General features: G+C 63.7%; 24 protein-coding genes. 10 read left to right on the forward strand and 14 right to left on the reverse strand.

Annotated elements, in window-relative coordinates; all coding sequences use genetic code 11:
* The first annotated feature begins 28 nt into the window (after positions 1 to 28).
* The 4 genes from BO1_RS49965 to BO1_RS07130 are packed head-to-tail and all read left to right on the forward strand — an operon-like array spanning position 29 to position 4,004.
* Positions 29 to 367, forward strand: a complete 339-nt coding sequence (locus BO1_RS49965; protein WP_043284026.1) for a (2Fe-2S)-binding protein — start codon at positions 29 to 31, stop codon at positions 365 to 367.
* Entirely contained in the window at positions 364 to 1,815 is a 1,452-nt protein-coding gene (locus BO1_RS07120) for an FAD/NAD(P)-dependent oxidoreductase (RefSeq protein ID WP_028216973.1), read from the forward strand. The genes BO1_RS49965 and BO1_RS07120 overlap by 4 nt, the downstream gene beginning before the upstream one ends.
* Positions 1,808 to 2,944, forward strand: coding sequence for an NAD(P)/FAD-dependent oxidoreductase (locus tag BO1_RS07125; RefSeq protein ID WP_028216974.1), 1,137 nt, complete (start codon positions 1,808 to 1,810; stop codon positions 2,942 to 2,944). Before BO1_RS07120 ends, BO1_RS07125 begins: the two co-directional genes overlap by 8 nt.
* Positions 2,945 to 2,957: 13 nt before the next feature.
* Positions 2,958 to 4,004 carry an ABC transporter substrate-binding protein gene (locus BO1_RS07130; protein ID WP_028216975.1) on the forward strand — a complete coding sequence of 349 codons (1,047 nt, stop codon included), beginning with the start codon at positions 2,958 to 2,960 and terminating at the stop codon, positions 4,002 to 4,004.
* A gap of 61 nt (positions 4,005 to 4,065) precedes the next feature.
* Here BO1_RS07130 and BO1_RS07135 read toward each other — a convergent pair whose 3' ends face one another.
* The 14 genes from BO1_RS07135 to BO1_RS07200 all read right to left on the reverse strand — a co-directional run bounded on the left by BO1_RS07135 (position 4,066) and on the right by BO1_RS07200 (position 18,642).
* Positions 4,066 to 5,190 (reverse strand): porin, encoded by a 1,125-nt coding sequence (locus BO1_RS07135; protein ID WP_043284027.1) that lies wholly within the window; start codon positions 5,188 to 5,190, stop codon positions 4,066 to 4,068.
* 122 nt (positions 5,191 to 5,312) lie between these two features.
* Positions 5,313 to 5,804 (reverse strand): aromatic-ring-hydroxylating dioxygenase subunit beta, encoded by a 492-nt coding sequence (locus tag BO1_RS07140; RefSeq protein WP_028216977.1) that lies wholly within the window; start codon positions 5,802 to 5,804, stop codon positions 5,313 to 5,315.
* Between the two features lie 81 nt (positions 5,805 to 5,885).
* Complete coding sequence (locus BO1_RS07145; RefSeq protein ID WP_245643723.1) at positions 5,886 to 6,908, reverse strand: PDR/VanB family oxidoreductase; 1,023 nt, start codon at positions 6,906 to 6,908, stop codon at positions 5,886 to 5,888.
* Complete coding sequence (locus BO1_RS49970; protein WP_043284029.1) at positions 6,862 to 8,226, reverse strand: aromatic ring-hydroxylating dioxygenase subunit alpha; 1,365 nt, start codon at positions 8,224 to 8,226, stop codon at positions 6,862 to 6,864. The genes BO1_RS07145 and BO1_RS49970 overlap by 47 nt, the downstream gene beginning before the upstream one ends.
* Positions 8,223 to 8,738 (reverse strand): V4R domain-containing protein, encoded by a 516-nt coding sequence (locus BO1_RS49975; RefSeq protein ID WP_052409377.1) that lies wholly within the window; start codon positions 8,736 to 8,738, stop codon positions 8,223 to 8,225. The genes BO1_RS49970 and BO1_RS49975 overlap by 4 nt, the downstream gene beginning before the upstream one ends.
* Positions 8,735 to 10,069 carry an MFS transporter gene (locus BO1_RS07160; protein WP_245643724.1) on the reverse strand — a complete coding sequence of 445 codons (1,335 nt, stop codon included), beginning with the start codon at positions 10,067 to 10,069 and terminating at the stop codon, positions 8,735 to 8,737. The genes BO1_RS49975 and BO1_RS07160 overlap by 4 nt, the downstream gene beginning before the upstream one ends.
* A 106-nt stretch (positions 10,070 to 10,175) precedes the next feature.
* Positions 10,176 to 10,943: a maleate cis-trans isomerase family protein gene (locus BO1_RS07165; protein WP_028216980.1), complete on the reverse strand. Its 768-nt coding sequence runs from the start codon at positions 10,941 to 10,943 to the stop codon at positions 10,176 to 10,178.
* A gap of 10 nt (positions 10,944 to 10,953) precedes the next feature.
* The gene (locus BO1_RS07170) at positions 10,954 to 11,862 is read right to left on the reverse strand and encodes a fumarylacetoacetate hydrolase family protein (RefSeq protein ID WP_028216981.1); all 909 of its coding nucleotides are present in this window, start codon (positions 11,860 to 11,862) and stop codon (positions 10,954 to 10,956) included.
* Between the two features lie 64 nt (positions 11,863 to 11,926).
* Positions 11,927 to 13,027 carry a cupin domain-containing protein gene (locus BO1_RS07175; protein WP_028216982.1) on the reverse strand — a complete coding sequence of 367 codons (1,101 nt, stop codon included), beginning with the start codon at positions 13,025 to 13,027 and terminating at the stop codon, positions 11,927 to 11,929.
* A gap of 17 nt (positions 13,028 to 13,044) precedes the next feature.
* Positions 13,045 to 14,091 (reverse strand): carbon-nitrogen hydrolase family protein, encoded by a 1,047-nt coding sequence (locus BO1_RS49980; protein ID WP_043284088.1) that lies wholly within the window; start codon positions 14,089 to 14,091, stop codon positions 13,045 to 13,047.
* A 100-nt stretch (positions 14,092 to 14,191) separates the two neighbouring features.
* Positions 14,192 to 14,494, reverse strand: coding sequence for a zinc ribbon domain-containing protein (locus BO1_RS49985; RefSeq protein WP_052409378.1), 303 nt, complete (start codon positions 14,492 to 14,494; stop codon positions 14,192 to 14,194).
* A complete protein-coding gene (locus BO1_RS07190; RefSeq protein ID WP_028216983.1) occupies positions 14,491 to 15,651 on the reverse strand; it encodes a thiolase family protein in 1,161 nt (386 codons plus the stop codon). The genes BO1_RS49985 and BO1_RS07190 overlap by 4 nt, the downstream gene beginning before the upstream one ends.
* 34 nt (positions 15,652 to 15,685) lie before the next feature.
* Complete coding sequence (locus tag BO1_RS07195) at positions 15,686 to 17,320, reverse strand: ATP-dependent acyl-CoA ligase (RefSeq protein WP_156992168.1); 1,635 nt, start codon at positions 17,318 to 17,320, stop codon at positions 15,686 to 15,688.
* A gap of 83 nt (positions 17,321 to 17,403) precedes the next feature.
* Positions 17,404 to 18,642, reverse strand: coding sequence for a dienelactone hydrolase family protein (locus BO1_RS07200; protein WP_028216985.1), 1,239 nt, complete (start codon positions 18,640 to 18,642; stop codon positions 17,404 to 17,406).
* A gap of 261 nt (positions 18,643 to 18,903) precedes the next feature.
* On the opposite strand from BO1_RS07200, the gene BO1_RS49990 reads away from it, so the two are divergent.
* From BO1_RS49990 to BO1_RS07230, 6 genes are all read left to right on the forward strand, one after another.
* Positions 18,904 to 19,665 carry a GntR family transcriptional regulator gene (locus BO1_RS49990; RefSeq protein ID WP_063744668.1) on the forward strand — a complete coding sequence of 254 codons (762 nt, stop codon included), beginning with the start codon at positions 18,904 to 18,906 and terminating at the stop codon, positions 19,663 to 19,665.
* A gap of 98 nt (positions 19,666 to 19,763) precedes the next feature.
* Positions 19,764 to 20,495: an SDR family NAD(P)-dependent oxidoreductase gene (locus BO1_RS07210; protein ID WP_043284031.1), complete on the forward strand. Its 732-nt coding sequence runs from the start codon at positions 19,764 to 19,766 to the stop codon at positions 20,493 to 20,495.
* A 111-nt stretch (positions 20,496 to 20,606) separates the two neighbouring features.
* Positions 20,607 to 21,500 carry a GNAT family N-acetyltransferase gene (locus BO1_RS07215; protein WP_043284033.1) on the forward strand — a complete coding sequence of 298 codons (894 nt, stop codon included), beginning with the start codon at positions 20,607 to 20,609 and terminating at the stop codon, positions 21,498 to 21,500.
* Between the two features lie 16 nt (positions 21,501 to 21,516).
* Positions 21,517 to 22,443, forward strand: a complete 927-nt coding sequence (locus BO1_RS07220) for a 2-hydroxyacid dehydrogenase (protein WP_028216988.1) — start codon at positions 21,517 to 21,519, stop codon at positions 22,441 to 22,443.
* A gap of 226 nt (positions 22,444 to 22,669) precedes the next feature.
* Entirely contained in the window at positions 22,670 to 24,076 is a 1,407-nt protein-coding gene (locus BO1_RS07225) for an aspartate aminotransferase family protein (protein WP_028216989.1), read from the forward strand.
* A gap of 44 nt (positions 24,077 to 24,120) precedes the next feature.
* Positions 24,121 to 24,621 carry an Lrp/AsnC family transcriptional regulator gene (locus BO1_RS07230; RefSeq protein ID WP_028216990.1) on the forward strand — a complete coding sequence of 167 codons (501 nt, stop codon included), beginning with the start codon at positions 24,121 to 24,123 and terminating at the stop codon, positions 24,619 to 24,621.
* Positions 24,622 to 24,693 lie beyond the last annotated feature (72 nt).

A 24,693-nucleotide genomic window follows, 5' to 3' on the forward strand; every position in this document is an offset into this window, starting at 1 on the left:
TTCAGCCCCGATTCTTTGCCGCCCCGTCATGAGCACCTTCACGCCGCCTCCCCCTGCCCAGTTCGTCCGCGTTGCCGAAACCGCACGCGCACGCGTTTGCTTCGTGCTCGATGGCGTCGAGGTCGAAGCGCTTGCGGGCGACTCGCTGCTCACCGCGATCCTCACCCACCAGCGGCACGTGCGTCACAGCGAATTCAGCGGCGCGCCGCGCGCGGGCTTCTGCCTGATCGGCGCGTGCCAGGACTGCTGGGTCCAAAGCGAGGGCGGCACCCGGCTGCGCGCCTGTTCGACGCCGCTGCGCGAGGGCATGCGCGTACTGACCCGATTCAGTCAGGATGCCGAAGCTACCGGCGGAGATGCCCGATGAGCACGAAGCCTCCTTGCATCGTCATCGTTGGCGCGGGACCGGCCGGCATTCGCGCCGCGCAAACGCTCGTGGCCGCGGGGCTGCGCCCCACCGTGATCGACGAAAACGCCCGCTGGGGCGGCCAGATCTATCGCCAGCCCGCCGCCGGCGCCGGCTTCTCACGCACGAAGGCCGAGCTCTACGGCTTCGAAGCCAGCAAAGCCGATGCGGTCCACAAGGCCATGGCCGAACTCGTGCCGAAGATCGACTATCGCCCCGACACGCTCGCCTGGTCGTGCGAGGCCGGGCGGCTCGACACCCTGCGCGAGGGCCGCGAGGCCAGCGTGCGGTGGTCGCAGCTGATCATTGCGAGCGGCGCGACGGATCGCATCGTGCCGCTGCCCGGCTGGACGCTGCCCGGCGTCTACACCCTCGGCGGCGCGCAGGTCGCGCTGAAGGCGCAGGGCTGCGCAATCGGTCAGCGCACCGTGCTCGCAGGCACCGGGCCGCTGCTCTATCTCGTCGCTTACCAGTACGCGAAAGCGGGCGCGCAGGTGGCGGCCGTGCTGGATACGAGCCCTTTCGCGCGCCAGGCCGCCGCCGCGCCAAAGCTGCTCAATCAGCCGGGCACCTTCGCCAAGGGCGTCTACTACGTCGCCTGGCTCAAGGCGCATGGGGTACGCATCGAGCGCGGCGTGTCGCTCGCGGCGATCGAAGGCGACCATGCCGTGCAAGCCCTACGCTGGCGCCCGGACGACGGTATCGAACAGACCCTCGCGTGCGATGCCGTGGCTCTCGGTTATGGCTTGCGGCCCGAAACGCAGCTCGCCGATCTCGCGGGCTGCCGCTTCGCCTTCGACGCGCTCAACCGCTGCTGGCTGCCCGAGCGCGACGCGGCGGGGCGCAGTTCGGTCGAAGGCGTCTATCTCGCGGGCGACGGCGCGGGCATCGCGGGCGCCGACGCCGCCGAGCTCGCGGGCCGCCGTGCCGCGCTCGCGGTGCTCGAAGACCTCGGGATCGCTGCGCCGCCGCACGATGTCCATTCGGCCTATCCGGGCCATGCGCCCGACGCCGCGACGATCGAGAAACGGCTCGCGCGCATCGCGCGCTTTCGCGAGGGCATTGAGCAGGCGTTCGCGCCGCCCGCCCACTGTGCCGCCAGTTGGCCCGACGAACTGACCGTTTGCCGCTGCGAGGAAGTCAACGCCGGCACCTTGCGCAGTTGCATCCGCAGTGGCCTGGCGAGCGAAGTCAATCGCCTGAAGGCGCTCACGCGCATCGGCATGGGGCGCTGCCAGGGGCGCATGTGCGGCGAAGCGGCCATGGCGCTGCTGAGTGAGGAAACCGGCAAGCCGCTGCACGAGGTGGGACGCCTGCGCAGCCAGGCGCCCATCAAGCCGATTCCAATTTCGCCGATGCTGTTCGAAGACGGCGTTCAGGTCATCGAAGAGGAAGCCCACGATGAGTGACACGCGCCACTTTCAGGTTGTGATTGCGGGCGGCGGGCTCGTTGGCGCATCGGCGGCGCTCGCGCTCGCGCGCAAGGGCCTGAGCGTCGGCCTGTTCGAGCGGCGCTTTTGCGGTGCCCAGGCGAGCGGCGTGAACTACGGCGGGGTGCGCACCCAGGGCCGTCCCGCGGAGCAGCTGCCGCTCGCGGTGCGGGCGCGGCGCGTCTGGAGCCGGCTGCCCGAGCTCATTGGCATCGACGGGGAATTCGTCGTTTCGGGGCATTTGCGGCTCGCGCGCCGTGACAGCGACATCGAGGCGCTTCACGCATGGTCGAAGATGGCGCGCGAATACGGCGTCGAGTCCCAGGTCATGAGCGGCGACGCGTTTCGCCGCCGCTACCCGTGGCTCGGCAAGGCCGCGATAGGCGGGTCGCTCTGCGCGAGCGATGGCCATGCGAATCCGCGCCTCGTCTCACCCGGCTTCGCGGCGGCGGCGCGGCGCGCGGGCGCGCACGTGCAGGAGCAGACCGAGCTCGCCGACCTGAGCTTCGACGGCCGCCGCTTCCAGATGCGCGCGGGCCACGAGCGTATCAGCGCCGACTGGCTCATCAATTCCGCGGGCGCCTGGGCCGACACGGTTGCGCGCAGCTTTGGCGAGACCGTGCCGATGAAGCCGATCTATCCGAACATGTGGGTGACCGAGCCCCTGCCGCGCTTCATCGAGCACAACCTGGGCGTGTATGGCGGCGGCGTCTACGCGCGCCAGGTCGAGCGCGGAAACTGCGTGATCGGCGGCGGCCGTGGACACGGCGACGGCGAATACGCGCAGCCCTCCACCGATACCACGCGCGCCGTCATGCGCGATGCCTGTGCGCTGTTGCCCGGATTGCGCGATGCCCTGCTCATTCGCACGTGGAGCGGTGTGGAAGGCGAAACGCCGGACAGCAACCCCATCATCGGTCCCAGCCATACCACGCCGCGCCTCGTGCACGCTTTCGGCTTTTCAGGTGGCGGATTTCTGCTTGCACCGGGTGTGGGCGAAGTCCTCGCCGAGCTCGTCACGGAAGGCGCGACGAGCACGCCCATCGAAGCATTTTCGATCGGCCGCTTCACCCAGTCCCCTGTTCATGCCGCCGTCTCAATCAAATAAAGGAGTCCATACGATGAAATTCACCCGCACTTTGGCCTCGCTGGCTGCACTCGTCGCCCTCGGCTTCTCCGCGTGCGCCTCGGCGCAAACGAAAACGATCTATATCGGCATGAACGGCGGCCCGATGGAGAAGGCTTACACGAGCCAGGTCCTGCCCGACTTCGAGAAAGCCAACAACGTCAAGGTGGTGGTCGTGCCGGGCACATCCTCCGACGTGCTCGCGAAGCTGCTCGCCAACCGCAACAGCCCACAGCTGCACGTAGTCTTCCTCGACGACGGCGTGATGGCACGCGCGGTGAACATGGGCGTGTGCGAAAAGCTCGACGATTCGCCGGTGCTCAAGGAGCTGTATCCGTTCGCGCGCATGAAGGGCGACATCGGCGCGGGCGTGCAGCTCGGCATGACCGGCATTGGCTACAACACGAAGCTGTTCGCCGAGAAAGGCTGGGCGCCGCCGACCTCGTGGCTCGATTTCACGAACCCGAAGTACAAGGGCAAGGTGGTGTTCCAGTCGGCCTCCAGCAGCACCTTCGGGCTGCACGGCTTTCTCGCCATCAACCGCCTGATGGGCGGCAGCGAGAACAATGTCGAGCCCGGCTTCACCAAATGGGCGAGCACGGTGGGGCCGAACGTCGTCGAATACATTCCGAACTCGGCCAAGCTCTCGGAGATGATCCAGACCGGCGAGGCCGGACTCTTCCCGCTCACGCCCACGGCCGTTGGCGACCTGAAGGACAAGGGCTTGCCCGTCGCTTACGCGAACCCGAAAGAGGGCGCCGTGCTGCTGCTCGTCGATCTGTGCGTCGTGAAGAACAATCCCGATCCGCAGCTCGCGCAAAAGCTCGCGCAGTTCTTGCTCTCCGCGCCCGCGCAGAGCAAGGCCGCTTCCGCCGGCAAGCAGATCCCCACCAACCAGAACGCCACGATGCCGCCGGACATGCAAAAGAGCCTCGGCAATCTCGACCAGCTCGTGAAGAAGGTGACGGTGGTGGACTGGAACGTGATCAACGAGCATCGCGCGCAGTGGGATTCGCGCTGGAACCGGCAAATCGAGCAATGAACGGCAATGCTCCTGTAAAACAGGAACCCTGGTCCACGTCGGTCTGCGCATGGGCCGGACCTTAAAACTTATGCCGTATACCCGCCAGGACCGCCGTCTGGTTATTCGAACTCGACGGCGCGTTCAGGAACGTTACCGCCTCCGCCAGCGGTCCCGAGGCGCGGATATAGTCCGCGTACAGATAGACATCGGTTCGCTTGCTCAGGAAATAGTCGATCGCTGCCTGCACCGTATTCCAGTGTGAACTGGCGACGATCCCGCCATACACGCCGTTCGTATAAAGATAAGCAGCGGAAACGAACAACGCGGGCGTCACGTCGTAGACCGCGATTGCGTCCGCGTTATTCAGGTGCAGGCTGGTGTGATCCAGATACGAATATTGGACATTTGAATACATGCCAGCGAGTTGCACGCGGCCAAAATCGTATTCGCCCCCGGTTGCGAGGACCCGTTGACGCCGGACCCCCACCTGACTGTTCAACGGACTCGAATGGAAGAGCGCAAAGGGTGCGCCCGAATAGTCGTCGGTGACGGCCCCCGATGCGTTGAGAACGTCACCCGGATAGTCGAGGTCCAGATAAGCCACCGCGAACTGCACGGGGCCTTTGGCATAGTTGATTCCGGTGCTGAACGCCCGGTTTTGCTGGAAGGCGCCGGCCTTGTTGGAAAAGGCATACAGGGCCTCGAATTCCAGGCCAAAGAAGTTGGGCGAGCGGTACTTGATCGAATTGTTGTACCTGAAGTTGCCTTCGACATTGTCGTTGCTCCCGACGCTCGTTCCAAGGCCGGGCCCCAATGCCTGCGGTTCAATCCGGTCCAGGTAGTCGAACAGCACGTCATACTGGCGGCCGGCCGTCAAGGTACCGTATTGGGTGCTGGACAGACCGACGAACGCCTGACGCCCAAACATCCGCCCGCCTTGCCCCAACTCGCCGGTCGTGCTGCTGAAACCGTTCTCCAGTGTCGCGACCGCCTTCAATCCCCCGCCCAGGTCTTCAACAATACGCAATCCCCAGCGATTGTTCTGGTTCGCCCCCGACACCATGGCTACGGCGCTATGGCCGCCTTCATTGCTGACATACTCGATGCCCGTCGCGATGATGCCGTATAGCGTGACGGAGCTTTGAGCGTGTGCTTCCGCCGTGATGGTCGAAAGGACAATCAGGCTTGCCAGTTTATAGTTCATTGCCATGTCTCCTTATGCTTAAACCGTTGAATAAATATCGTTATCCTAACTTTATAGAATCGGGATGAGCTCGACAGATCGAGTCTTTCACCCCGAAACGTCGGGCGGCGAGGCAGCTGTGATCACGGAAATAGCTGAATGGCAGGCAGAGGGGCATCACAATTGAGCAGTTCGACCCGCTTCGCAAGGATCCTCAAGCCCCCGTTTTCCAGAATCAGTTCATGACTCGCCGTGGCCGCGTATATCCACTGCTCGCCACCACGCGTCTCGCTGTAGATCATCGGGGTATGCGCCCGATAGATTCCCTCGCCGCCCTCTTCGGGCAGGTTGACGAAGGGCCGCTGCATGACATGCAGACAGCGGCTCGCCGGCTGTTGTGAATGGGCATGAGGCTGCTTCAACCGCTCAATCCGAAGCCTTAGCATCACAAGATCTTCGTACATGAGCGCGGCGTGGTTGGCCGCATCCGATTGCCCCGGCACCATCGGCATCCAGTACACGCCACCCGTCGCAAAGCGCTCGTACCACTCGTCAAAGCGCTTCTCATCCAGCAGCCGCGCCTCTTCGTAGATGAATTCAATCACCGCATCGCGCATCGAATCGATACTTTTCATGCTTGTATCCTCAAACTAATCATGCCCCTCGTGTGCCGCGACTGCCGCGCCATCGGAGATGCGCCGCGTCGCGCAACGACTCTACAGGTCAAGGACCAGCCGGCCTTGACGCGCCCTTGAGACGCAAATCTGCATGACACGCCCTGAGCGCCTTTCGGCCTCACTCAGGCAGTAGTCCCGGTGATCGACGTCACCCTCAATGACCGCTGTCTGGCAAACCCCGCACTCACCTCGCCTGCAGTCATAGAGGGGGTCCAGTCCCGCTTCGAGCAGCGTGTCCAGAATCGTCTTGTCGGGCCGGACCTGCAGCACCCGGTTCGATTGGCGCAGTTCCACTTCGAATGCCGTGTCGGCTGCGTCTGGCCCGGTTTCCGAAAACAGCTCGACATGAATTCGACTGCGCGCCCAGCCACGCTGGATCGCGAAGCCGATGGCCGCGTCGACCATGCCCTTCGGGCCGCAGACATACAGCGATGCGGCCGGATTTGTCGCGTCCAGTACGCGTGCGAGATCCAGGCGCGTCTCTGGAACGTCGTCGTACTGGAGCGCGAGCCGCGTGTCTGCCAATGCGGACAGTTCGTCGATAAATGGCATGCTCGATCGGCTGCGTCCGCTGTAGTGCAACTGAAACTTCCGCCCTGCGCCTGCCAGTGCGGCAGTCATCGAAGCGATAGGCGTGATGCCAATTCCGCCCGCGATCAGAACGGCCTCCCCCTCTGGATCGAGACCAAACCCGTTGACGGGCGGCGCGACCACCAGCCGGTCCCCCTCCTGGACCCGCTCATGCATCCATCGCGATCCGCCTTTCCCGCCGTCTTCCCGCTTCACGGCGATGTCATAACTTCGCGGGTCTGTCGTTGCCGTGGGATCGGTCTCGAAGTTCACGAGCGAATAGTGTCGCCACTGCGCGCAGCCGTCTGGAAAGACACGCACCCGGATGTGCGCACCGGCCGCAAACGGTGGGAGCGCAGAACGGTCCGGCAGCACCAGCCGGTAGGACTGGATTTCGGGCGTCAACGACCGGATTTCCTCTACGATCAGCTCGAGTGTCGCTTCGTCATGACAGTTCATCGCATTGCTCCCGCGCCGTTTCGTCTTCTTCACCCGTCCGCTGTCCCATCAATTCGACCCACGAACGATAGAGATTGCGCATCAAGACCTCGTCGTTGCCGCTGACGTCCGCGGGCGCACCCCGGCTCTCGTCCCCCCGGCATTCCCGATGCAGACTGACCCAGGGATTGCCTCGCGCCGCCAACGCCGCCTGCATCGTTTCGAATACCTGAATGTCGTCGTGGGCCACAACCGACATCGGCGAGAAGACGAGCCGGTTGTATGACAGGGTGCGTTGCAATAGCTCCGCCGGCGCGCCAACCGGTTCCAGCGCGAAGATCTCGACCAGCGTGCGGTTGACCGCGAGCGGCCGGATCACCCGCATGGTTTGCGGCGTGCTCTTGATCGCGAGCGTCGGGAACAGCACGGAATTCTGGGGTGTAAAGGCGAGGATCTCCGATACGCGCGATTCTCCGTGTGCCTTCACCAACGCGTCGCGGTAGTCCGCGGGCATGCCCTGCCCGGTATGGATGCTGGATCGCGTGCCCAGAATGCAGTGGCCGTTTGGAAAGATGCGCGCACCCGCCTGCTGATAGAAGTCATAGCTCGATCCGAACGGGAGCAGTTGCTCCAGTTCCATAGGCTTCGGCTCGTCGTGCGCCCACTCCTGCGCGATGTCGCGCGCGGTCTGCCAGGCCGACGCATGCGTCGAGATCGGATGCACCGCGTCGATCACATTCTCGAGGTACATCTTCCAGTTGCAGTTCATCACGCTGCGAAAGACGCCACCGGCAATTCGCAGTTCGCCGCTTGGCGACCGGTCAGCGAGATTGTCGAGCACGCCCAGCATATCGCCGAAGTAATCCTCGAAAGCGATGCCATCGCGCGCCAGCCGGGCAAATACAAAGCCACGATACGTTGCCGTGGCGACGCTTTCGAGTCCACGTGAGTTCTCGCACGCGGCGAGCCGGGTCCCCTCATAGCCTGCGCGCAATGGCACCGCGAGCGGTTTGCCATCCGTGCGGTAGGTCCATGCGTGATAGGGGCACTTGAAAAATTTCCCGACATTGCCTGAAGGCGCGGATACCAGCATCGCGCCTTTGTGTGCGCAGCGATTGAGCAGTGTGCGGACCGTGCCGTCGGCCTGTCTGATCATGACCAGCGGCTGGCCGGCAACCGACGTGGTGATGAAGTCTCCGGCGCCCGGCACCTGGCTCTCGTGTCCGACATAGACCCATGACCGCGCGAACAGGCGTTCGCATTCGAGCTGAAAGAGTTCGTCGTTGAGATAGACGTCGCGATGGACGCGATCGTCGTCGAACAGCGTCCGGATCGCCTCCGGATCATGACGGAATGAAAATGACGGTCTCATTTCAGATTGCCCTCCAGACTCCGGTCTTCCCGGTACGCAACGAATTCGCAGGCCCGTCCCGACATCGCGCCACACGCGACCTCTTCGGCCACGACGGGACTGCCCAGGATCTGCTTCGCCACTGACTGCACTATGCCTACGACAGGCGCACACACCGGACACGACGCCACGCCATACCCCCAGGCAAACGGGCTGTTGCGCACCGTCAGCCGCAGGCCGTCGCGCTCGAGTTCGGCGTCCCACTTTCCCCACCCAAGGCCCGCGGAAGTCTCGCAGACCACGTCAAGCAGGGCCCGCCCATCGGCGTCCCTCGCGTAGGCCTCGATGCTCCGGCCGCCGTTTTCATACGCGGCGCGCGTGAAGCTCTTCAAGACCGCTGCACGGGTCGTCTCGTCGAGACCACGAAGCATCCCCATCAGCACGTCCGGGCGCATCAGCAGGTAGCGGCGATTCCCGTCCAGGATTTCGCCCTGCTCCAGATCGTGTTCGAGGCGCGAAACGATGTCGTTCATCGCCGTGCTCCACCGGCGCGCAGGTGCCGAGGCAAGGTTTCCGGCGTGAACCTCAACGCGATAACAATGCTCAAGCCCAGCAGGAACAGATACGCAGCAACCGGCCACGGGCTCCGATAGTGGGCAAGCAATCCTGTCGACAGCATCGGCGCGAGGCCGGCACCCAGCACCGACGCGATTTCACGTCCCACCCCCAAGCCCGAGTAGCGCACATCTGCTGCGAAGAGCTCCGACATATAGGCGGGCTGAGCGCCTTCGAGCGCGCCGATCGCAACACTCGTCGAGAGCACATAGGCCGTCACGATCAACGCTGTATTCCCGGACTGCAGCATGAAGAAGAACGGAAACGCCACGGCCATGATGCCGATTGCGCCCACCAGATAAATGGGGCGTCGCCCGACCCGGTCCGACAAGTAACCGAACCACAGCGAAAACGGAATCATCAACACCATCGAGACCGTCAAGGCCATCAGCAACAGGTTGCCCGGCAGGCCCATGAACTTTCCATACGCCAGCGAGAACGCAAAGAGCACATAAGAAGCGCCACCTTCGCCGAAGCGCAGGCCGAATACCATCAGCAATTCTTTGGGATGGTGACGCAGCACTTCGAGCACCGGCATCCGGACCCGGGCGTTCGAACTTTCGAGCTTGACGAACTCGGCGCTTTCCGGAATCCGCCGGCGCACGTAGTACCCGAGCCCGACAATGACGACACTGCCAAGAAACGGCAGCCGCCAGCCCCACTGCACGAAATCGTCATGGGGCAGCATCCTTGCCAGCAGGAACGCGGCCGACGACAGCACGAACCCCGTCGTCGCCCCACCGGGGCTCCATGCGGAGAGGAAGCCACGCCGCGAAGGCGCCACGCTCTCGCTGATGATGAGGATGCTGCCGCTCCACTCGCCTCCCGCAGCCAGGCCCTGAACGACGCGCAACGCGAGCAGCAGCACCGGCGCCCAGATGCCAATGTGGTTGTAAGTCGGCAGCAGGCCCATGAGAAACGTCGCGGTGCCCATGATGAGCAGCGTCAGGATCAGAACCCGCTTGCGGCCGATGCGGTCGCCGAGGTGCCCACAGACAATCCCGCCAATCGGCCTCGCCATGAAGCCCACGAGGAATCCGCCGAATGACAGCATCGTGCCAATAAGGGGATCCTTGCCGATTGGAAAGAAGAATTCCCCGAACACCAGTGCCGAGGCTGTGCCGTAGAGGAAGAAGTCGTACCACTCCAGTGCCTGTCCCACTACGGAAGTGATGACCGTGCGCCGTAAAGTCGATTCCGATACTTCGGCATCGCTACCCGCGGCCGAAATAGATGTACTTGAGTTCAAGGTTGTCTCCTCGATGTCGCAGACGAGGTGGTTGAATGCGAGCATCGATCATTCGATTGACCTGCTCGCTTTTCGGATGTCTTCGCGCGTTGCTCGATGCGTGCTGTCAATAGTCTCCGGATAACAACGCTCCGGCGCCGGGGACTTTCGTTGCGAGCCCCAGTTTCTTGAGCATTTGCCAGGTCGTACAGGCCGCAGCCGACACCACCGGTATGCCCGAGGCGCCCTGCACGACCGGGATCGCCGCCAGAGACGGCATCTGTACGCATGCGGACAAGACGAGCGCGTCGATATTCGACAGGGAAACCTTTTTGTAGATCTCGACAAGTGCCATGGGATCGCGCGCACCGACTTCCAGGTTGTCCGGAATTTCCAGCGCGCAATAGTCGTGGACTTCGAAGCCCTCGTTTTCGATGTAGTCGACCACCAGTCTGGTCAGCGGCTTCATGTACGGACAGATGATCGAGATGCGCCGCGCCTTCATCGCCGTGAGTCCGTCGATGAGCGCCCCTGCACTGGTGACGAGCGGAGCGGGTCCACCATTCAGAACGGTGCGCTGCTGAAGCCGCTGTTCGGATTGGCGGTGATAGCCATGGCCCATGCTCATGATCGCGACGAGACACGCATAGCCGATCACGTCCATGCGTGCATCGGAGAGCTCATCCGCGCAGCGGTCCGAATCCGCATCCATGCGCTCCAGCTCCGCCTTCGTGACATGCTTCATCCGCATCCGGCTCGAGTGAAACGTGAAGCGCTCCGGAAGGATCGACTCCCGCGCACGCAACATGGCGGGAATTTCGGTTTCCATCGTCGTATTCGAGCTCGGCACGATCTGACCGATGCGCATTGCGCGCGGCTTCTCTGTGATAGACATGTCAAACCTCTCAGATCGCGACAACGGGGTTGCGCAACGTGCCAATCCCCTCGACACCCAGCTCCACCACATCGCCTGGCTTCAACCATTCCTGAGGCGTTCTTCCGGCGCCCACCCCTGACGGTGTCCCCGTGGCGATGATGTCGCCCGGTTCCAGCGTGATGCCAGAACTGATATCCGCGATCAGCTGAGGCACCTTGAACAGCATGTGGCGCGTGTTGGACTTCTGCTTTTCCACGCCGTTGACGCTCAACCAGATCGCCAGGTTGTGGGGATCGGGAATCTCGTCGGCTGTCACGATGCACGGCCCCATCGGCGCATAGGTATCCTGACCTTTCGAGAAAATCCACTGCCCTGCACGGCGGCAATCGCGCGCGCTGATGTCGTTCAGGACGCAGTAGCCGAACACATGGGACATTGCGTCGTCCTCGTCGATCCGCGTAGCAGTCTTGCCGATGACGACCGCGAGTTCCGCCTCCCAATCGAGCTGCTTCGTGATCTTGGCGTTGTGCTGGATCGCGTCGCCATAGCCGATCACCGTCGTCGGCGGCTTCGAGAAAATGACGGGCTGTTTGGGCAAATCGGAGGACGTATCGAGCGAACGCGACGACTCTGCCACGTGCTCCACGTAGTTCAGACCGATGCCGAAAATGTTCTTGCGAGGACGCGGAATGGGTGCCAGCAACTTCACATTCTCGAGCGGCGTCGCCACACCCAACGGCCACGCATCGCCCGTCTCGGCGATCAAGGCGGCGCATTGCTTCAACGCAGTGGGCGATGCGTCGATAAACGCCAGCATGCTGCCCGGTATCGCCAGGCCGTGAGCCTCGCCCAGCTTTTCGAGATCAATGGCCAGATTCCCCACAATCGCGCCGAGGCGCGTCTCGAGGTCCCGATTACGATAGGTGATCAACTTCACATTGCTCTCCGATTACGGTTGCGTGGTCCTTTGAGGACTCGGTATTTGTCTGCCACGCTGGTGGTCAGCACTCGGCCTGATGTCCGCCGTTGTCCGTGTATGCTTCCTCGCGATAGAGGCCCAGCGAACGGATGACCGGCAAGTCGTTGAACGAAAAGAGACAGGCGTCCTCGGTATCCGACGCGTTCGCATGCTCGTGCAGCGCCCACGAAGGCACGCAGAATATGTCGCGCTCCTCCCAGTCGAAACGGCGCCCCGCGATGATCGAGTGGCCTCGTCCTTTCGCCACCTGATACATCACACTTCCGGTATGCCGGTGAGCCTGGGTCTTCTCGCCAGGACGCAGCATCTGCATCGCCGCGCCGATTGTCGGCATGACGTCTTTGCCGGTGACGGGGTTCACGAATTGCAGCATCGCGCCGTCAAAAGGCGAAGCGTCGCTAACACTCGCGTACCGTTGCAAGGCTTCGTAGGTGGCGTCCCACTGATACTTGAACAACGGCGAGTAGGGCTTTGCCCATACCTGATTCACGGGCAACACGCCTGGGCCGCCATAGGTCTTGGCCGAGTCGTCGATGGGCTTCGTCACCTCCTGAAAGCGCTGCGGATGGACTTCGTAGAAGTTCGCTTCGAGGGCATTGATCAAGGGGATGTCGAGGCCGTCCTGCCAGATGCACCAGCCCCCGTCCGCGCGCACACCGTGCTGGTGCCAGGTGCCGTTCGGCGTGAGCACGAAATCTCGCGCGCCGAGCGGAATCTTGTGCCCGTCGACCACGGTATAGGCACCGCTGCCTTCCATGATGAAGCGCAGCGCGGAAGCCGAATGACGGTGTGCCGACGCCTCCTCCCCGGGGCGCATCACCTGCAGGCCCGAGTAAAGCCATCCGACGCATGCGCTCACGTCCTTCCGGTTGGGATTGGTCAGCATCACGACCCGCCGCCCTGCCTTTTCGGGTGTCACGAGTTCGGCCGAGCGGATCACGAGATCGCGCAGATCCCGGTACCGCCACAGCGTCGGCACGGAGGACGAGCGCGGCTCCCAAGGCTCGATGTCGTTTGCCACCGTCCACAGCGCACCCGCGTCGTACTGCGCCAGTTCCGCGTAGTACTGCACGATCTCAGGCGTGTCCTGTACGTTCGCGCGGCCAATAACGTCGTCTCGCATGAAGGTCTCCTCGATCGTCAAAAGGATGGATCCGTGCAGCGCAAACCCGCGGCCGTGGTGTCCTCGGTTTTCGAAGCCGGCTGGTCAGCGCGTGCCTGCGACGGCCTGCTGATTTGCAGGGGCGGCTGCTCGCTCGCATTGACACGCAGATCGAAAATATCGAAGCGGTTGTAGTGCCCGACGATGTCGTGCATCTGCTTTGGCTGGATGCAGCGCGCCAGGTCCACTTCGGCATAGACGATGCCCTCTTCGTCGATCAGCGGGTTTCCGACGACGCGCCCGTCGGGCCCGATCACGCCCGAAAACGCGCTATTGCGGCGCGTGAGAAGCGACCTGGCCTCATCGCATTCGGCTTCCATCGCAGCAACGATCTCTTCCGACACGGTCGAGCACGAGACAATCGTGAAGACTTTCCCTTCGAAGCTATGCGCCATCGCCCGTACCTTGATGGCCTCGGCCATGTCATAGTCGGGCGGCGCGACCGGCAGCGCGATATAGCTGGCGACATGAATCAGTTCGCCCTGTGCCAGCAGGCTGAAGCGGGCGAGCGTATTGGTGTTTTCGCCGCATGCGAGCGCGCCGAGCGGGCCAATCTCCGTTTGATGCACCGTCAGGCCGCTCGCGTCGCCGTTCCCCCACGTGAGCTTCTCGGCCCAGGTCGGGACGAGCTTGCGGTGCCGCCCCAGCAGCCGGCCGTCCGAACCAATGGTCAGAATGGTGTTGTACAGCGTGCCCAGGCTGTGCGACGGGCGCTCGTTGACCCCGATGACAACGTACGCGTTCGCTTGCCGTGCCGCCTCGCAAAGCGCGTCGACTTCCGGACCCGGCACCGTGATCGACTGCCGCACCAGTCGCTCGAACCACGCGCTGCCCTTGACTGGAGACATCATCCAGCTCCAGTAGGGGTAGCCGGGAACGAACACCTCCGGAAACGCGATCAGACGCGCCCCATTAGCGGCCGCCTCATGAATGAGCCTGACCGCCTTTTCGATGGTCGCCTGCGTGTTCAAATACACCGGCGCAGCCTGGATCGCCGCGGCTATGAATGATGGAGTACTAATCATATGACAGTCCTTCGGATCGTCGATCGATCCCATTTCTCAACCGTAGTGAATTGCGTGAGCCTCGTCGGCCCGATATCGGCGGTGCGGTGAAATCCGCAGGTCAGGCCCGCACAGCCATCACTTTTCCGTCGTCGAGCACCCGCAAGCGAACACGTTCGCCTCGTGCCATCGTCCCTTCGAGCTGCGCGACAACCCAGGCTTCGGGTTCGGTGCGTACCGTGGCCAGTACGAGCGGCTCGTTTCCCGGTGTTTCAGCGCGACTGAAGAGGCGCGTGATCTGTTCGATCGTCCCGACACCGGCTTCTATATCGCGCCAATGCATTCCGCCGCACGCCGGGCACATGTAGCGCTCGGGAAAGAGCGTCAATTGACAATCGGCGCATTGATAAACGTGAAAAGTCATTGGATGCGCTCCATGACGACGGCATTCGCGCACATGCCGTAGCGATATTCGACCATCCCGTAGCCACTCACCACGGCCGAGCGCGCGCCTTCGATCTGGCGCCCCGCCGCCTCGCCGCGAAGCTGCCTGATTGCCTCTACGAGACCATGCATGCCGCCAGCGGCGCCCGCCTGTCCCGCGGAGAGCTGACCGCCCGATGTATTCACGGCCAGCTTTCGCCCGGTGATCCGCTCGATCAAGTCGCGTATGTCGCCGGATGGCGCGAATCCGAGGTCTGCCAGCTGGATGAGGACCATTGCCGGGTAATCGTCGTAGACAGACACCACATCGACTTCGTCCGGGCCAAACCCAGCCGTCTCCCACAGTCGCCCGGCGACATTGGCAAGGCCCGTCGTGAGGCCGTCCGCCTGCTGATGGTCGGGGTTGTGCCGTGCTTCCAGGGCAGTCACGCGAACCCCGTTCAACGGCGTGCGCCGGTCGTCCGACGCCATGACGACTATTGCATTCGCGCCGGAGACCACCGGAACGCAGTCGAAGCGGCATAGCGGCTCGGCGACGACCGGTGCGCCCAGGTAGTCATCGAGCGTGAGCGGCGCGCGATACACCGCTTCGGGATTCCCGGACGCCCATGCACGCTGCGCCACCGCGATCTCCGCATAGTCGTGACGGGCAAGACCGTGGCGCTGCATGTGGCGCGACGTCAGCATCGCAAAGACCGCGTTGGGGCCCGAAAAATTCAGCGGACGCAGGTACTTTCGTGTCGTTGCGTTGTAGTTCTCGGTCAGTTGTGCGAAATCCCCGGGGCCGAAATGATCGCCCGCTACGAGGACCACGACAGAGGCATCGCCGGATTGCACGGCTCGCACCGCATGCTGAAGCAGATTGATCCCGCTTGCCCCACCATGACAGTCGTCCATCGTCCAGCGCGGGCTGATGCCAAGGCGCCACGCAAGGTCGATGGCGTGATCGGGAGCCAGCGTAAACGAAGCAACACCGAGCCCGTCGACGTCCGACGCCCGCAGGCCCAGTTGCGCCAGCGCCTTCGCGACGGCCTGAGCGAGCAGGCCGCCGGTCGTCACACCTTCGGGACGCCGCCGGTACGGAATCTCGACAGCGGCGGAAATCACGGCGCCATCGAAGTTTTTTGGCTTACTCATTGTAATGTTCCGACATCAGATTGGACTCACCCGATCAGGCCCGCTTCAATTGATAGCCCGCCGCCTCGCGGTCCCAGGTATCGATTCCGGTACCCCGCTCACGCAACCGGTATTTCTGGATCTTGCCGTTTTCCGTCTTCGGCAAATCCACCATGAACTCGATGAAGCGCGGGATCGCGAAATACGCGAGACGCGGCTCGCAGTGCGCTACGAGCATCTCCGGAGTCAACGTTGAACCCGCTCTCAATACGACGGCGGCCATGACTTCGTCTTCTGCCAGTTCCGAGCGCACGGCGTACACCGCGGCGGTCTCGATGTCCGGATGGCTGAGCAGGGTCTGTTCGACCTCGTACGACGAAATGTTCTCGCCGCGGCGCCGGATCGCGTCCTTTAGCCGGTCCACGAACCTGTAATATCCGTCGGCATCGCGAACGACCCGATCGCCGGTGTGGAACCAGAGGTTTTTCCACGCCTCGACCGTCTTCTCGGGCATGCCGAAATAACCAGTCGCAAACGCGTAAGGCTCGGTCGCGCGCAACAGCAGTTCGCCCGGCTGCCCGTCCGCAACGGGCTGGTCATGTTCATCGACGACGAGCGCCTCGAAGCCCTCCGCGACGCGCCCCATCCATCCCGGGCGCTGGTCCGCGAGGCCACGCCCCAGCACACAGTTGGTCTCCGTGGAGCCAAATCCTTCAAGCAGCTCGATGCCGCTGCGCGCGGTGAAGTCGCTGAGAAACTGCTCCGGGACGCCTGGCGCCAATGCGATCCTGACTTTGTGCGCGCGCTCCGCGTCAGTCGGCGGCTTCGAAAGCAGGATGGGAACCATCGCGCCAAGCAGATAGGTCACCGTTGCGCCTGTCTCGATCAGCGAGGAGAAAAATCGGCTCGCCGAAAACCGTGTATCGACAATCAGAGAAGCGCCCGAAACCAGCGCCTGAAAGAAGCTGTTCAATGCGTTGGTATGGAACAGCGGAAGCACGGTGTAGAGGATGTCCGCGCGCGTAATGCCAATGTGCAACGCCGCATACACACCCCACCAGTAAAACTGTGCGTGCGGACAAACCACGCCCTTCGAGAGGCCGGACGTCCCGGAGGTGTAAAGGATCGCAAGCGTATCGCCCGGTCCGATGTTCGACGCCTCCACCGCATCGGCGAGAGGCGGCATGGGCTCGCAGGCGAGCGGCAGCGATGCCGCGGCCTTGCCGTCGTCGATCAGCCACACGTTCTCCAGGGCGAGCGCCGACAGTTCCAGGGTGGCGAGCGCTCCGGTCAACGACGATTCGGCGACCAGCAGCCGGGCTCCCGAGTTCGCAAGAATGTGCTGCAACTGCATGCCGCGCGACGCGGTATTGATCGGAACGACCACTGCGCCGAGCCACCCGCAGCCGAGCACGATTTCCATAAATTCGACCCGGTTCGAGCACATCAACGCAACGCGATCGCCCTGCCGGATGCCAGCCGCCTGCAATGCGCCAGCCCTGCGCGATGCCGCTTCGAGCGCGTCGGCGCCGGACCATTGTGTCGCCCTGTCGGAAAACAGCGGTGCTTCGCCCATGGCCGAGGCACGCGCCTTCAACAAGGCGGGCACCGTGCGATGTGAAGCCGGTACATGTAATCCTGGCGCCACGTCGGAAAAACCGGGCCGGGTCGGGTCCGTTGAAATTTTCATTTGCATGACTAAATAAATGAATAGATGAATTCGGACGAATTCAAGGCACGAAACGCCGAACGTCCGAAAAGACAGGTATCAGATCACGACGAAAGCATTTCGCTTTCGGACCAACGATTCATCAGGGTATTGCTGGGCAGCGTTTCGTCCATCACCTTGCGCGCGGCTTCCATGCCGGCGACCGGCAACTCGCCCGCGTCGATCAACCCGATTTGCACCAGCACACTCGCCTGGTCCCAGTAAATGTGTTCATGGCAAAGCTTGTCGCCGCGAAACTTCACGATCCCCACGAGCGGAATCTCGACCTGGCGGCCAGTCGGCGCGATACCGGGCAGCAGCCAGTCGATCTCGCGCGTGTGGGTAAAACAGAACAGGATCTCGTCGACGATCTGCGTCGCGCCGACCGTGCGCGAGACCGGGATCTGCCGCGTGTCGGGCGGATTGGCGTGAATGAAGTGATGCTGGTAGAAGCGCCGCAGCGACGCGTAGCCCACGCCTCCCGTCATGGTTGGCACATGATTGACGTAGGGCTCGGCGACCATGGTCTGCATCGTCGCGTCGGCGTCGCGCGTTTCGAACTCGAGTTGCAGATGCCGTTCCCACAGCGCTTCGAGATCATAGTGCGGTCCCAGCACCCGCCGTAATGCGCCGATGGTGCGATCGTGCGCAAGCGTGCTGGCCGATTTGTTGAAATGGGGACTGCCGAAGCGCGCGAAGGCGTGGTCCACGCCGTGATAGACATACAGGCTGACGTTGTCGCGCTGTCCGAGCGCAGCGAAGATCGTGGCACGGGCGGCCTCGTTACAGTGCGCGTCGTTGCCGGCGAAATGGAGCACGAGCCTGCCGCGCAGCGCGTGCGCGCGATCGACGAGGTGCTCGATGCCGACGCCGTAATATCCCACGCAAACGGCGGCGTCCGTGTGCGCCGCGGCCAGATACGCGAGCTTGCCTCCGAGACAAAAGCCCACCACGCCACAGTCGCCCGTGACCTCGGGCCTTGCGCGCAGCACGGCCAGTGCCGCATGCAGATCCTCCACCGCCTCGTCGTCGCGAAACGCCTCCACCAGCGCCATCGCCTTCAGCATGCCCGCTTCGTCCGCTTCGAGCTCGCATCCCTCGGCCTGGCGCCAGAAGAAGTCCGGGGCCAGCACGACATAACCCTCTTGCGCGTAGAGCTCGGCGACTTCACGGATGTGCGCGTTGACGCCGAAAATCTCCTGACAAAGGATCAGGCCGGGGCCGCTGCCGGACGGCGGCAACGCCAGGTATCCGGTAAAGCTTGTGTTGCCATGTTCAGAAATGCTGATCGTCGTACCACTCATCACTGACTCCTCCAGGCTTGTCCACTCCCAGGCGCCGCACAGTTCGCGAGGACACGACCATTCAATGGTTCTCACACTTCGCGGTCTGAGGCAGCGGCACCGTTGAGAACAGTATACTGTTTACGTGACATCCCACAAGAAATTTTTGATATACGCGTTTTTATCGTTATAAATCAATAAGTTACGCATATAAAAATAGAATACTATTTGACGATCACTCATGATAGAATTTCGAAAACGTCGACCCATGCACCTTTGACTATGGCAACGAAAACCCCCGTCGACTCCGCGAGTCAAGAACCCAAGCAGAACATCCGCGAACGCGTCTATCACTACGTTCGCAACCAGATCCGTAAGGGTGAGGTCTCGTTCGAGCACAAACTCGTGGACCATGAAATTGCGGCCTTGCTGGGCGTCTCCCGCATGCCCGTGCGGGAAGCGCTGTTGCAGATGAAAAGCGAGGGCCTGCTGGAAGGCACGGCCCGCGGCTTCATCTTGAGGCGCTTCACGCCCACCGACATCGCGAACATCTTCGAGACCCGCCTGCTTCTCGAGCCCACTGCCGCCAGTGAGGCTTGCAGGCACACCACGCTCGAAGGACTGGGCCGGATGCGCTCCGCGATATCGGCGGCCGAGCAGGCCTACGCGTCAGACGACGCGGCTCGGTTCATCGAGGCGTCGGAGGCGTTTCGCACGGCGTGGATCGGCATGGTCCCGAATCCGCACCTCGTTCAGACCATCGACCGGCTTCGCGACCATGTCGAAGCGGTTCGGCTGGCGACGCTGCGCGACAGGGAGGTCCAGAAGGCTGCGCTCGAGAACAATCGGGCCATCCTGGAGGCCTTCATGCACGCGGATGCCGAAGCCGCGAAAGCGAAGACCACGGCCAGCCTGCGCCTCGCAGCGACGTTCTACTACACCACGCAGGAGGCCATTATCGGTGGGAGCCTCGAGGACACGACCGGCCAGGCGCTCTCCCGCACGAGCGCGGCCAGAAAGGAGGCTCGACCGGTGAAGGGCTAGGCGCTGTCACCTGTCGATTGACATTGGCGCCGAGTCACGCGGGCGTGACCGTGACACCGCCAGCAGGGCCGTAAGGCACGATCTTGAGAGGATATGGGATGGACCCGCGAGATTTGAACTTCTTCAAAGGCAGAAGCGTCCTGGTCACCGGCGCCACGGGTGGGCTTGGGTTGGAACTGATCCGCAGCTTCGCCCGATTCGGCTGCACGGTCTATGCGGCTGCCCGAACGCCGGGTCGCCTCTCCGAACAAGGTCTGCCTTCCACGGTCGTGCCGGTATCGATGGATCTGGCCAATCCAGCCAGTATCGATGCATCGATACCGCGCCTTCGCGACACCAGCATCGTGATCAACAATGCCGGCGTCAACCGTGCGGATAGCGTTTTATTTTGCCGCGACGAGCACGCGGCGCGCGAGGAAATGGAAGTCAACTACTTCGGCCCTTTGCGCCTCGCTCGTGCGCTCGCACCGTTCATGAGAGCGCGGCAGGAAGGCCTGTTCGTCAATGTCCTCAGTGTGCTTTCGATTGACCACCTGGTCGCGTGCGGGTCGTACTCGGTATCCAAGGCAGCGGCCCACTCTCTCACGGAAGGCATGCGCGAGGAATTGCGGCCGTCCAGCGTGCGTGTCATCGGCGTGTATCCCGGCCCCATGGACACCCCGATGAGCGCCGGGCTCCCCATCGCCAAGGTTTCTCCGCACGATGTGGCCAACATGATTGTCGAGGCCATCCTGTCCGGCGAGGACGCGCTATTTCCCGGGCCCGAGGCACGCGATCTCCGTGCCCGGTGGAAGGGAAATGGGACGCGCGCCGATCTTTCGCAATCCTGAAACGGACATTGGCACGCTGAGCCACTTTCGTTTTCCGCAACAGGATCGTCCTATCCACGCCCAGGCCCCTCTGTCAAAGTAGCCTTCGAACTTCGACCTGGGAGCCCTTTCGTGTCCACCCTGCCCGCGTCTTCGAATCTTGTCTGCCTGCCCTTCTCCGATGCCGATATCGAGGGCGCCCATGCGTTGTCCCTGGAAGTCCGCTGGCCGCATCGCGCCGACGACTGGCGCCTTGCCGCCCGCACGGGCGCGGGGTTCGTGGTCAAGGACGGCGAGCGCCTCGTCGGCACGGCGCTGTACTGGCCCTGGAGCGACCAGGGCGCCACGCTCGGCCTCGTCATCGTCGCGCCCGACCAGCAAGGGCGCGGAATCGGCCGGATGCTGATGGAGCGCCTGCTCGACGCAATCGGCCCGCGCATGACCGTGCTGCACGCGACGCCCGCCGGCCAGCCGCTCTACGAAAAACTCGGCTTCAGGAAAATCGGCCTGCTGCACCAGCATCAAGACAGCGATTTTCGCGCGCCGCGCGTCGAGCCGCCACCAGGCGAGCGTCTGCGCCCGCTCGAACCGCGCGATACGCCGCGCCTCATCGCACTCGCCTCGCGTGCGAGCGGGCTGGAGCGCGGCACGCTGCTGCTGCCGCTGCTCGACATTGCGCAGGGCGTCGCGCTGGTCACTGGCGGCGACGGCGAGCATGCCGAAGCCCTGCTCGGCTTTGCGCTGCTGCGCCCGTTCGGCCGCGGCCACGCGATCGGTCCTGTCGCCGTTAGCAGCGCAGGCGGCTTGCAAACGCAGCGGGCCCAGGCGCTGATCGCCGACCGGCTCGCGGCCAACGCGGGCGCGTTCACGCGCATCGATACGCCCGACGAGCAGGGCCTCGGCCCCTGGCTCGAATCGCTCGGCCTCGCGCGCGTGGACACCGTCGTGAAGATGGCGCGCAACGGCGAACCCGCGCGCGACCCGGACGTGCTCCAGTTCGCCATCGTCAACCAGGCACTCGGCTGATTGGGGGCGCCCTGTCATGACACTCCTCTATAAGGCCGACCCCGAGCGCGGCAAGCAATGGGCGCAGCTTTTCGCGCACAAGGCACCGGCAATCCCGTTGCGGCTGTGGCCCGATATCGGCGACCCCGCGGCCGTGCGCTATCTCGCGGCATGGCAGCCGCCCGAGGACCTCGCGCGCACGCTGCCCAATCTCGAAGTGATCTTCTCGGTGGGCGCCGGCATCGACCAGTTCGATCTCTCGGGCGTGCCGGAGCACATCGCGGTCGTGCGCATGATCGAGCCCGGCATCGTCGAAGGCATGCTCGAGTATGTGACGCAAGCCGTGCTGACGATCCACCGCGACCTGTTCGATTACGCCCTGCAACAGCAGCAGCGCGTCTGGCGCGAACTGCCGGTGCGCAGCGCCGCGTCGCGCCGCGTGGGCGTGCTGGGGCTCGGCATGCTGGGCAGTGCCGTGCTCGAACGGCTGCGCCTGTTCGGCTTCGCGTGCGCCGGATGGAGCCGCTCGGCGCATACCCTGCCGGGTGTCGAATGCTACGCAGGGGCCGCATCGCTCGACGCATTCCTCGCCCGCACCGATATGCTCATTTGCCTGTTGCCGCTCACCAGCGCCACGCGCGGCTTCATCGACGCGGCCTGCCTCGCGAAGCTGCCCAGGGGTGCATCGCTCATCAACGTCGGGCGCGGCTCGCAACTCGACCAGCAGGCGCTGCTCGACGCGCTCGAGCGCGGCCACATTGCCAACGCGATCCTCGACGTCACGGACCCCGAACCGCTGCCGCCGGCGCATCCGTTCTGGACGCATCCGCGCGTGCGCCTCACGCCGCACATCGCGAGCGCGACGCGGCCCGAAACGGCTGTCGACGTCGTGCTCGACAACATCCGGCGCCATCGCGACGGTCTGCCGATGCTGGGTCAGATCGACCGCGCCCGCGGCTACTGAGCAAGCGCCCCACGCGGAACCGGGGCGCTGCCCGCGGCATTGCCCGCTTGCCGATCAAGCCCGCCCACACCGCAGCACAATATGCTGCGGCCGCCGGCCAAAACGCCACAATCGCGCTATTTGGCGCTGCATTTGACGAAGCCTCCAGCGGCCCTCGCCCGGTAGCATGAAACGGTCTTAAGTGGTCTGAACCGCCTCAAGCCCTTCCTTCACCGGGAATCGAACCATGAATAACGCCGCGCTCATCGAAGCCGACCGCAAACATCTGATCCATCCCGTCGTCAGCTACCGCGCACACGAAGCGCGCGGCGTGACCGTGCTCGACACCGCACAGGGCGTCTTCCTGCGCGACGCCAACGGTCATGAACTGCTCGACGCGTTTTCCGGCCTCTGGTGCGTGAACACCGGCTATGGGCACGCCAGCATCGTGGAGGCCGCCACGCGCCAGATGGCCCGCCTGCCCTACGCCACCGGCTACTTCCACTTCGGCTCGGAGCCCGCGATCGAACTAGCCGCGCAACTCGTCGAGCGTTCCCCCGCCTCGCTGCAGCATGTGTACTTCACGCTCGGCGGCTCGGACGCTGTCGATTCCGCGCTGCGCTTCATCACGCACTACTACAACGCAAGCGGGCGCCCCGCGAAGAAGCACATCATCGCGCTGGAGCGCGGCTATCACGGCTCGTCGTCCAGCGGCGCCGGGCTCACGGCGCTGCCCGCGTTCCACCGGCACTTCGACCTGCCGCTCGCGACGCAGCATCACATTCCCTCGCCGTACGCGTATCGCAGCGAGTATGCAGACGATGCGGCGCTGATCGCCGCCTCGGTCGCGGCACTCGTTGCGAAAGTGGATGAGCTCGGCGCCGAGCGTGTCGCCGCGTTTTTCTGCGAACCGATCCAGGGCTCGGGCGGCGTGATCGTGCCGCCCGTCGGCTGGCTGAAAGCGATGCGCGAAACCTGCCGCAAGCTCGACATCCTGTTCGTCGCCGACGAGGTCATCACGGGCTTCGGCCGCACGGGCCCGCTGTTCGCCTGCGCAGCGGAACAGGTCGAGCCGGATCTGATGACCGTCGCCAAGGGCCTCACGGCAGGCTATGCGCCGATGGGCGCCGTGCTGATGTCCGACGCCGTCTATCAGGGCATCGCCGATGGCGACCCGGCCGCCGTGATCGGCCATGGCTACACGTATTCGGCGCACCCGGTGAGCGCCGCGATCGGTCTCGAAGTGATGCGCCTCTATCACGAAGGCGGCCTGCTCGCCAACGGCGTGGCGCGTGCGCCGCGCTTCGCCCAGGGCCTCGACGCGCTGCGGGCGCATCCGCTCGTGGGCGACGCGCGCCATCGCGGGCTCCTTGGCGCGCTCGAACTCGTGGCCGACAAAGCGAGCAAGCAGCGTTTCGACGCATCGCTCGGCCTGCCCGAGCGTATCGCCTCAGCCGCGTATCGCAACGGCCTCGTGTTTCGCGCGTTCGGCGACGGGGTGCTCGGCTTCGCGCCCGCGCTGTCGTTCACCGAGAGCGAGTTCGACCTGCTGTTCGAGCGCCTCGAACGGACGCTCGACGAGGTGCTCGCCCAAGCCGAGGTGCGCGCCGCGCTGAACGCAAAGAATGGGGCCAGCATCCGTGTTGCCGCGTGATAACATCATTCGATCACTCGACATGCAGGGCCACCCCCATCACGATGAGCAACGACTTCAAGCTGGATCGAATCGATCTGCGCATCCTCTCGCAGCTGCAAAAGCGGGGGCGCATCACGAATGTCGAACTGGCCGACGCGGTCGGGCTCTCGCCGAGCCCGTGCCTGATCCGCGTGAAGCGTCTGGAGAAAGCGGGATATATCGTCGGCTACGGCGCGCATATCCAGCTGGAGAAGCTCGGCGACGTGCAGGTGGTCTTCACCGAGGTCACGCTCGCCGACCATCGGCGCGAGGACTTCATCAAGTTCGAGAAAGCGATCCGCGAAGTGGACGAGGTGCTCGAATGCCATCTGGCGAGCGGCGGCTACGACTATCTGCTCAAGTTCGTCGCGCGCAGCGTGAGCCACTATCAGAGCATCGTCGAGGGGTTGCTCGAGCGCGACATCGGCATCGAGAAGTACTTCAGCTACGTGATCATCAAGACGTCGTTCATCAAGACGCACTATCCGCTCGAGACGCTGTTCTCGCAGCACCCGCATTCCTGATCAGCCGTTGCGCAGCCGGGCCGAGCGCATGCATTGCGCTCGCCGGCTTGCGCACGTCCCGTCACCGGCAGC

The organism is Paraburkholderia oxyphila NBRC 105797 (assembly GCF_000685075.1).
Classification (GTDB): domain Bacteria; phylum Pseudomonadota; class Gammaproteobacteria; order Burkholderiales; family Burkholderiaceae; genus Paraburkholderia; species Paraburkholderia oxyphila.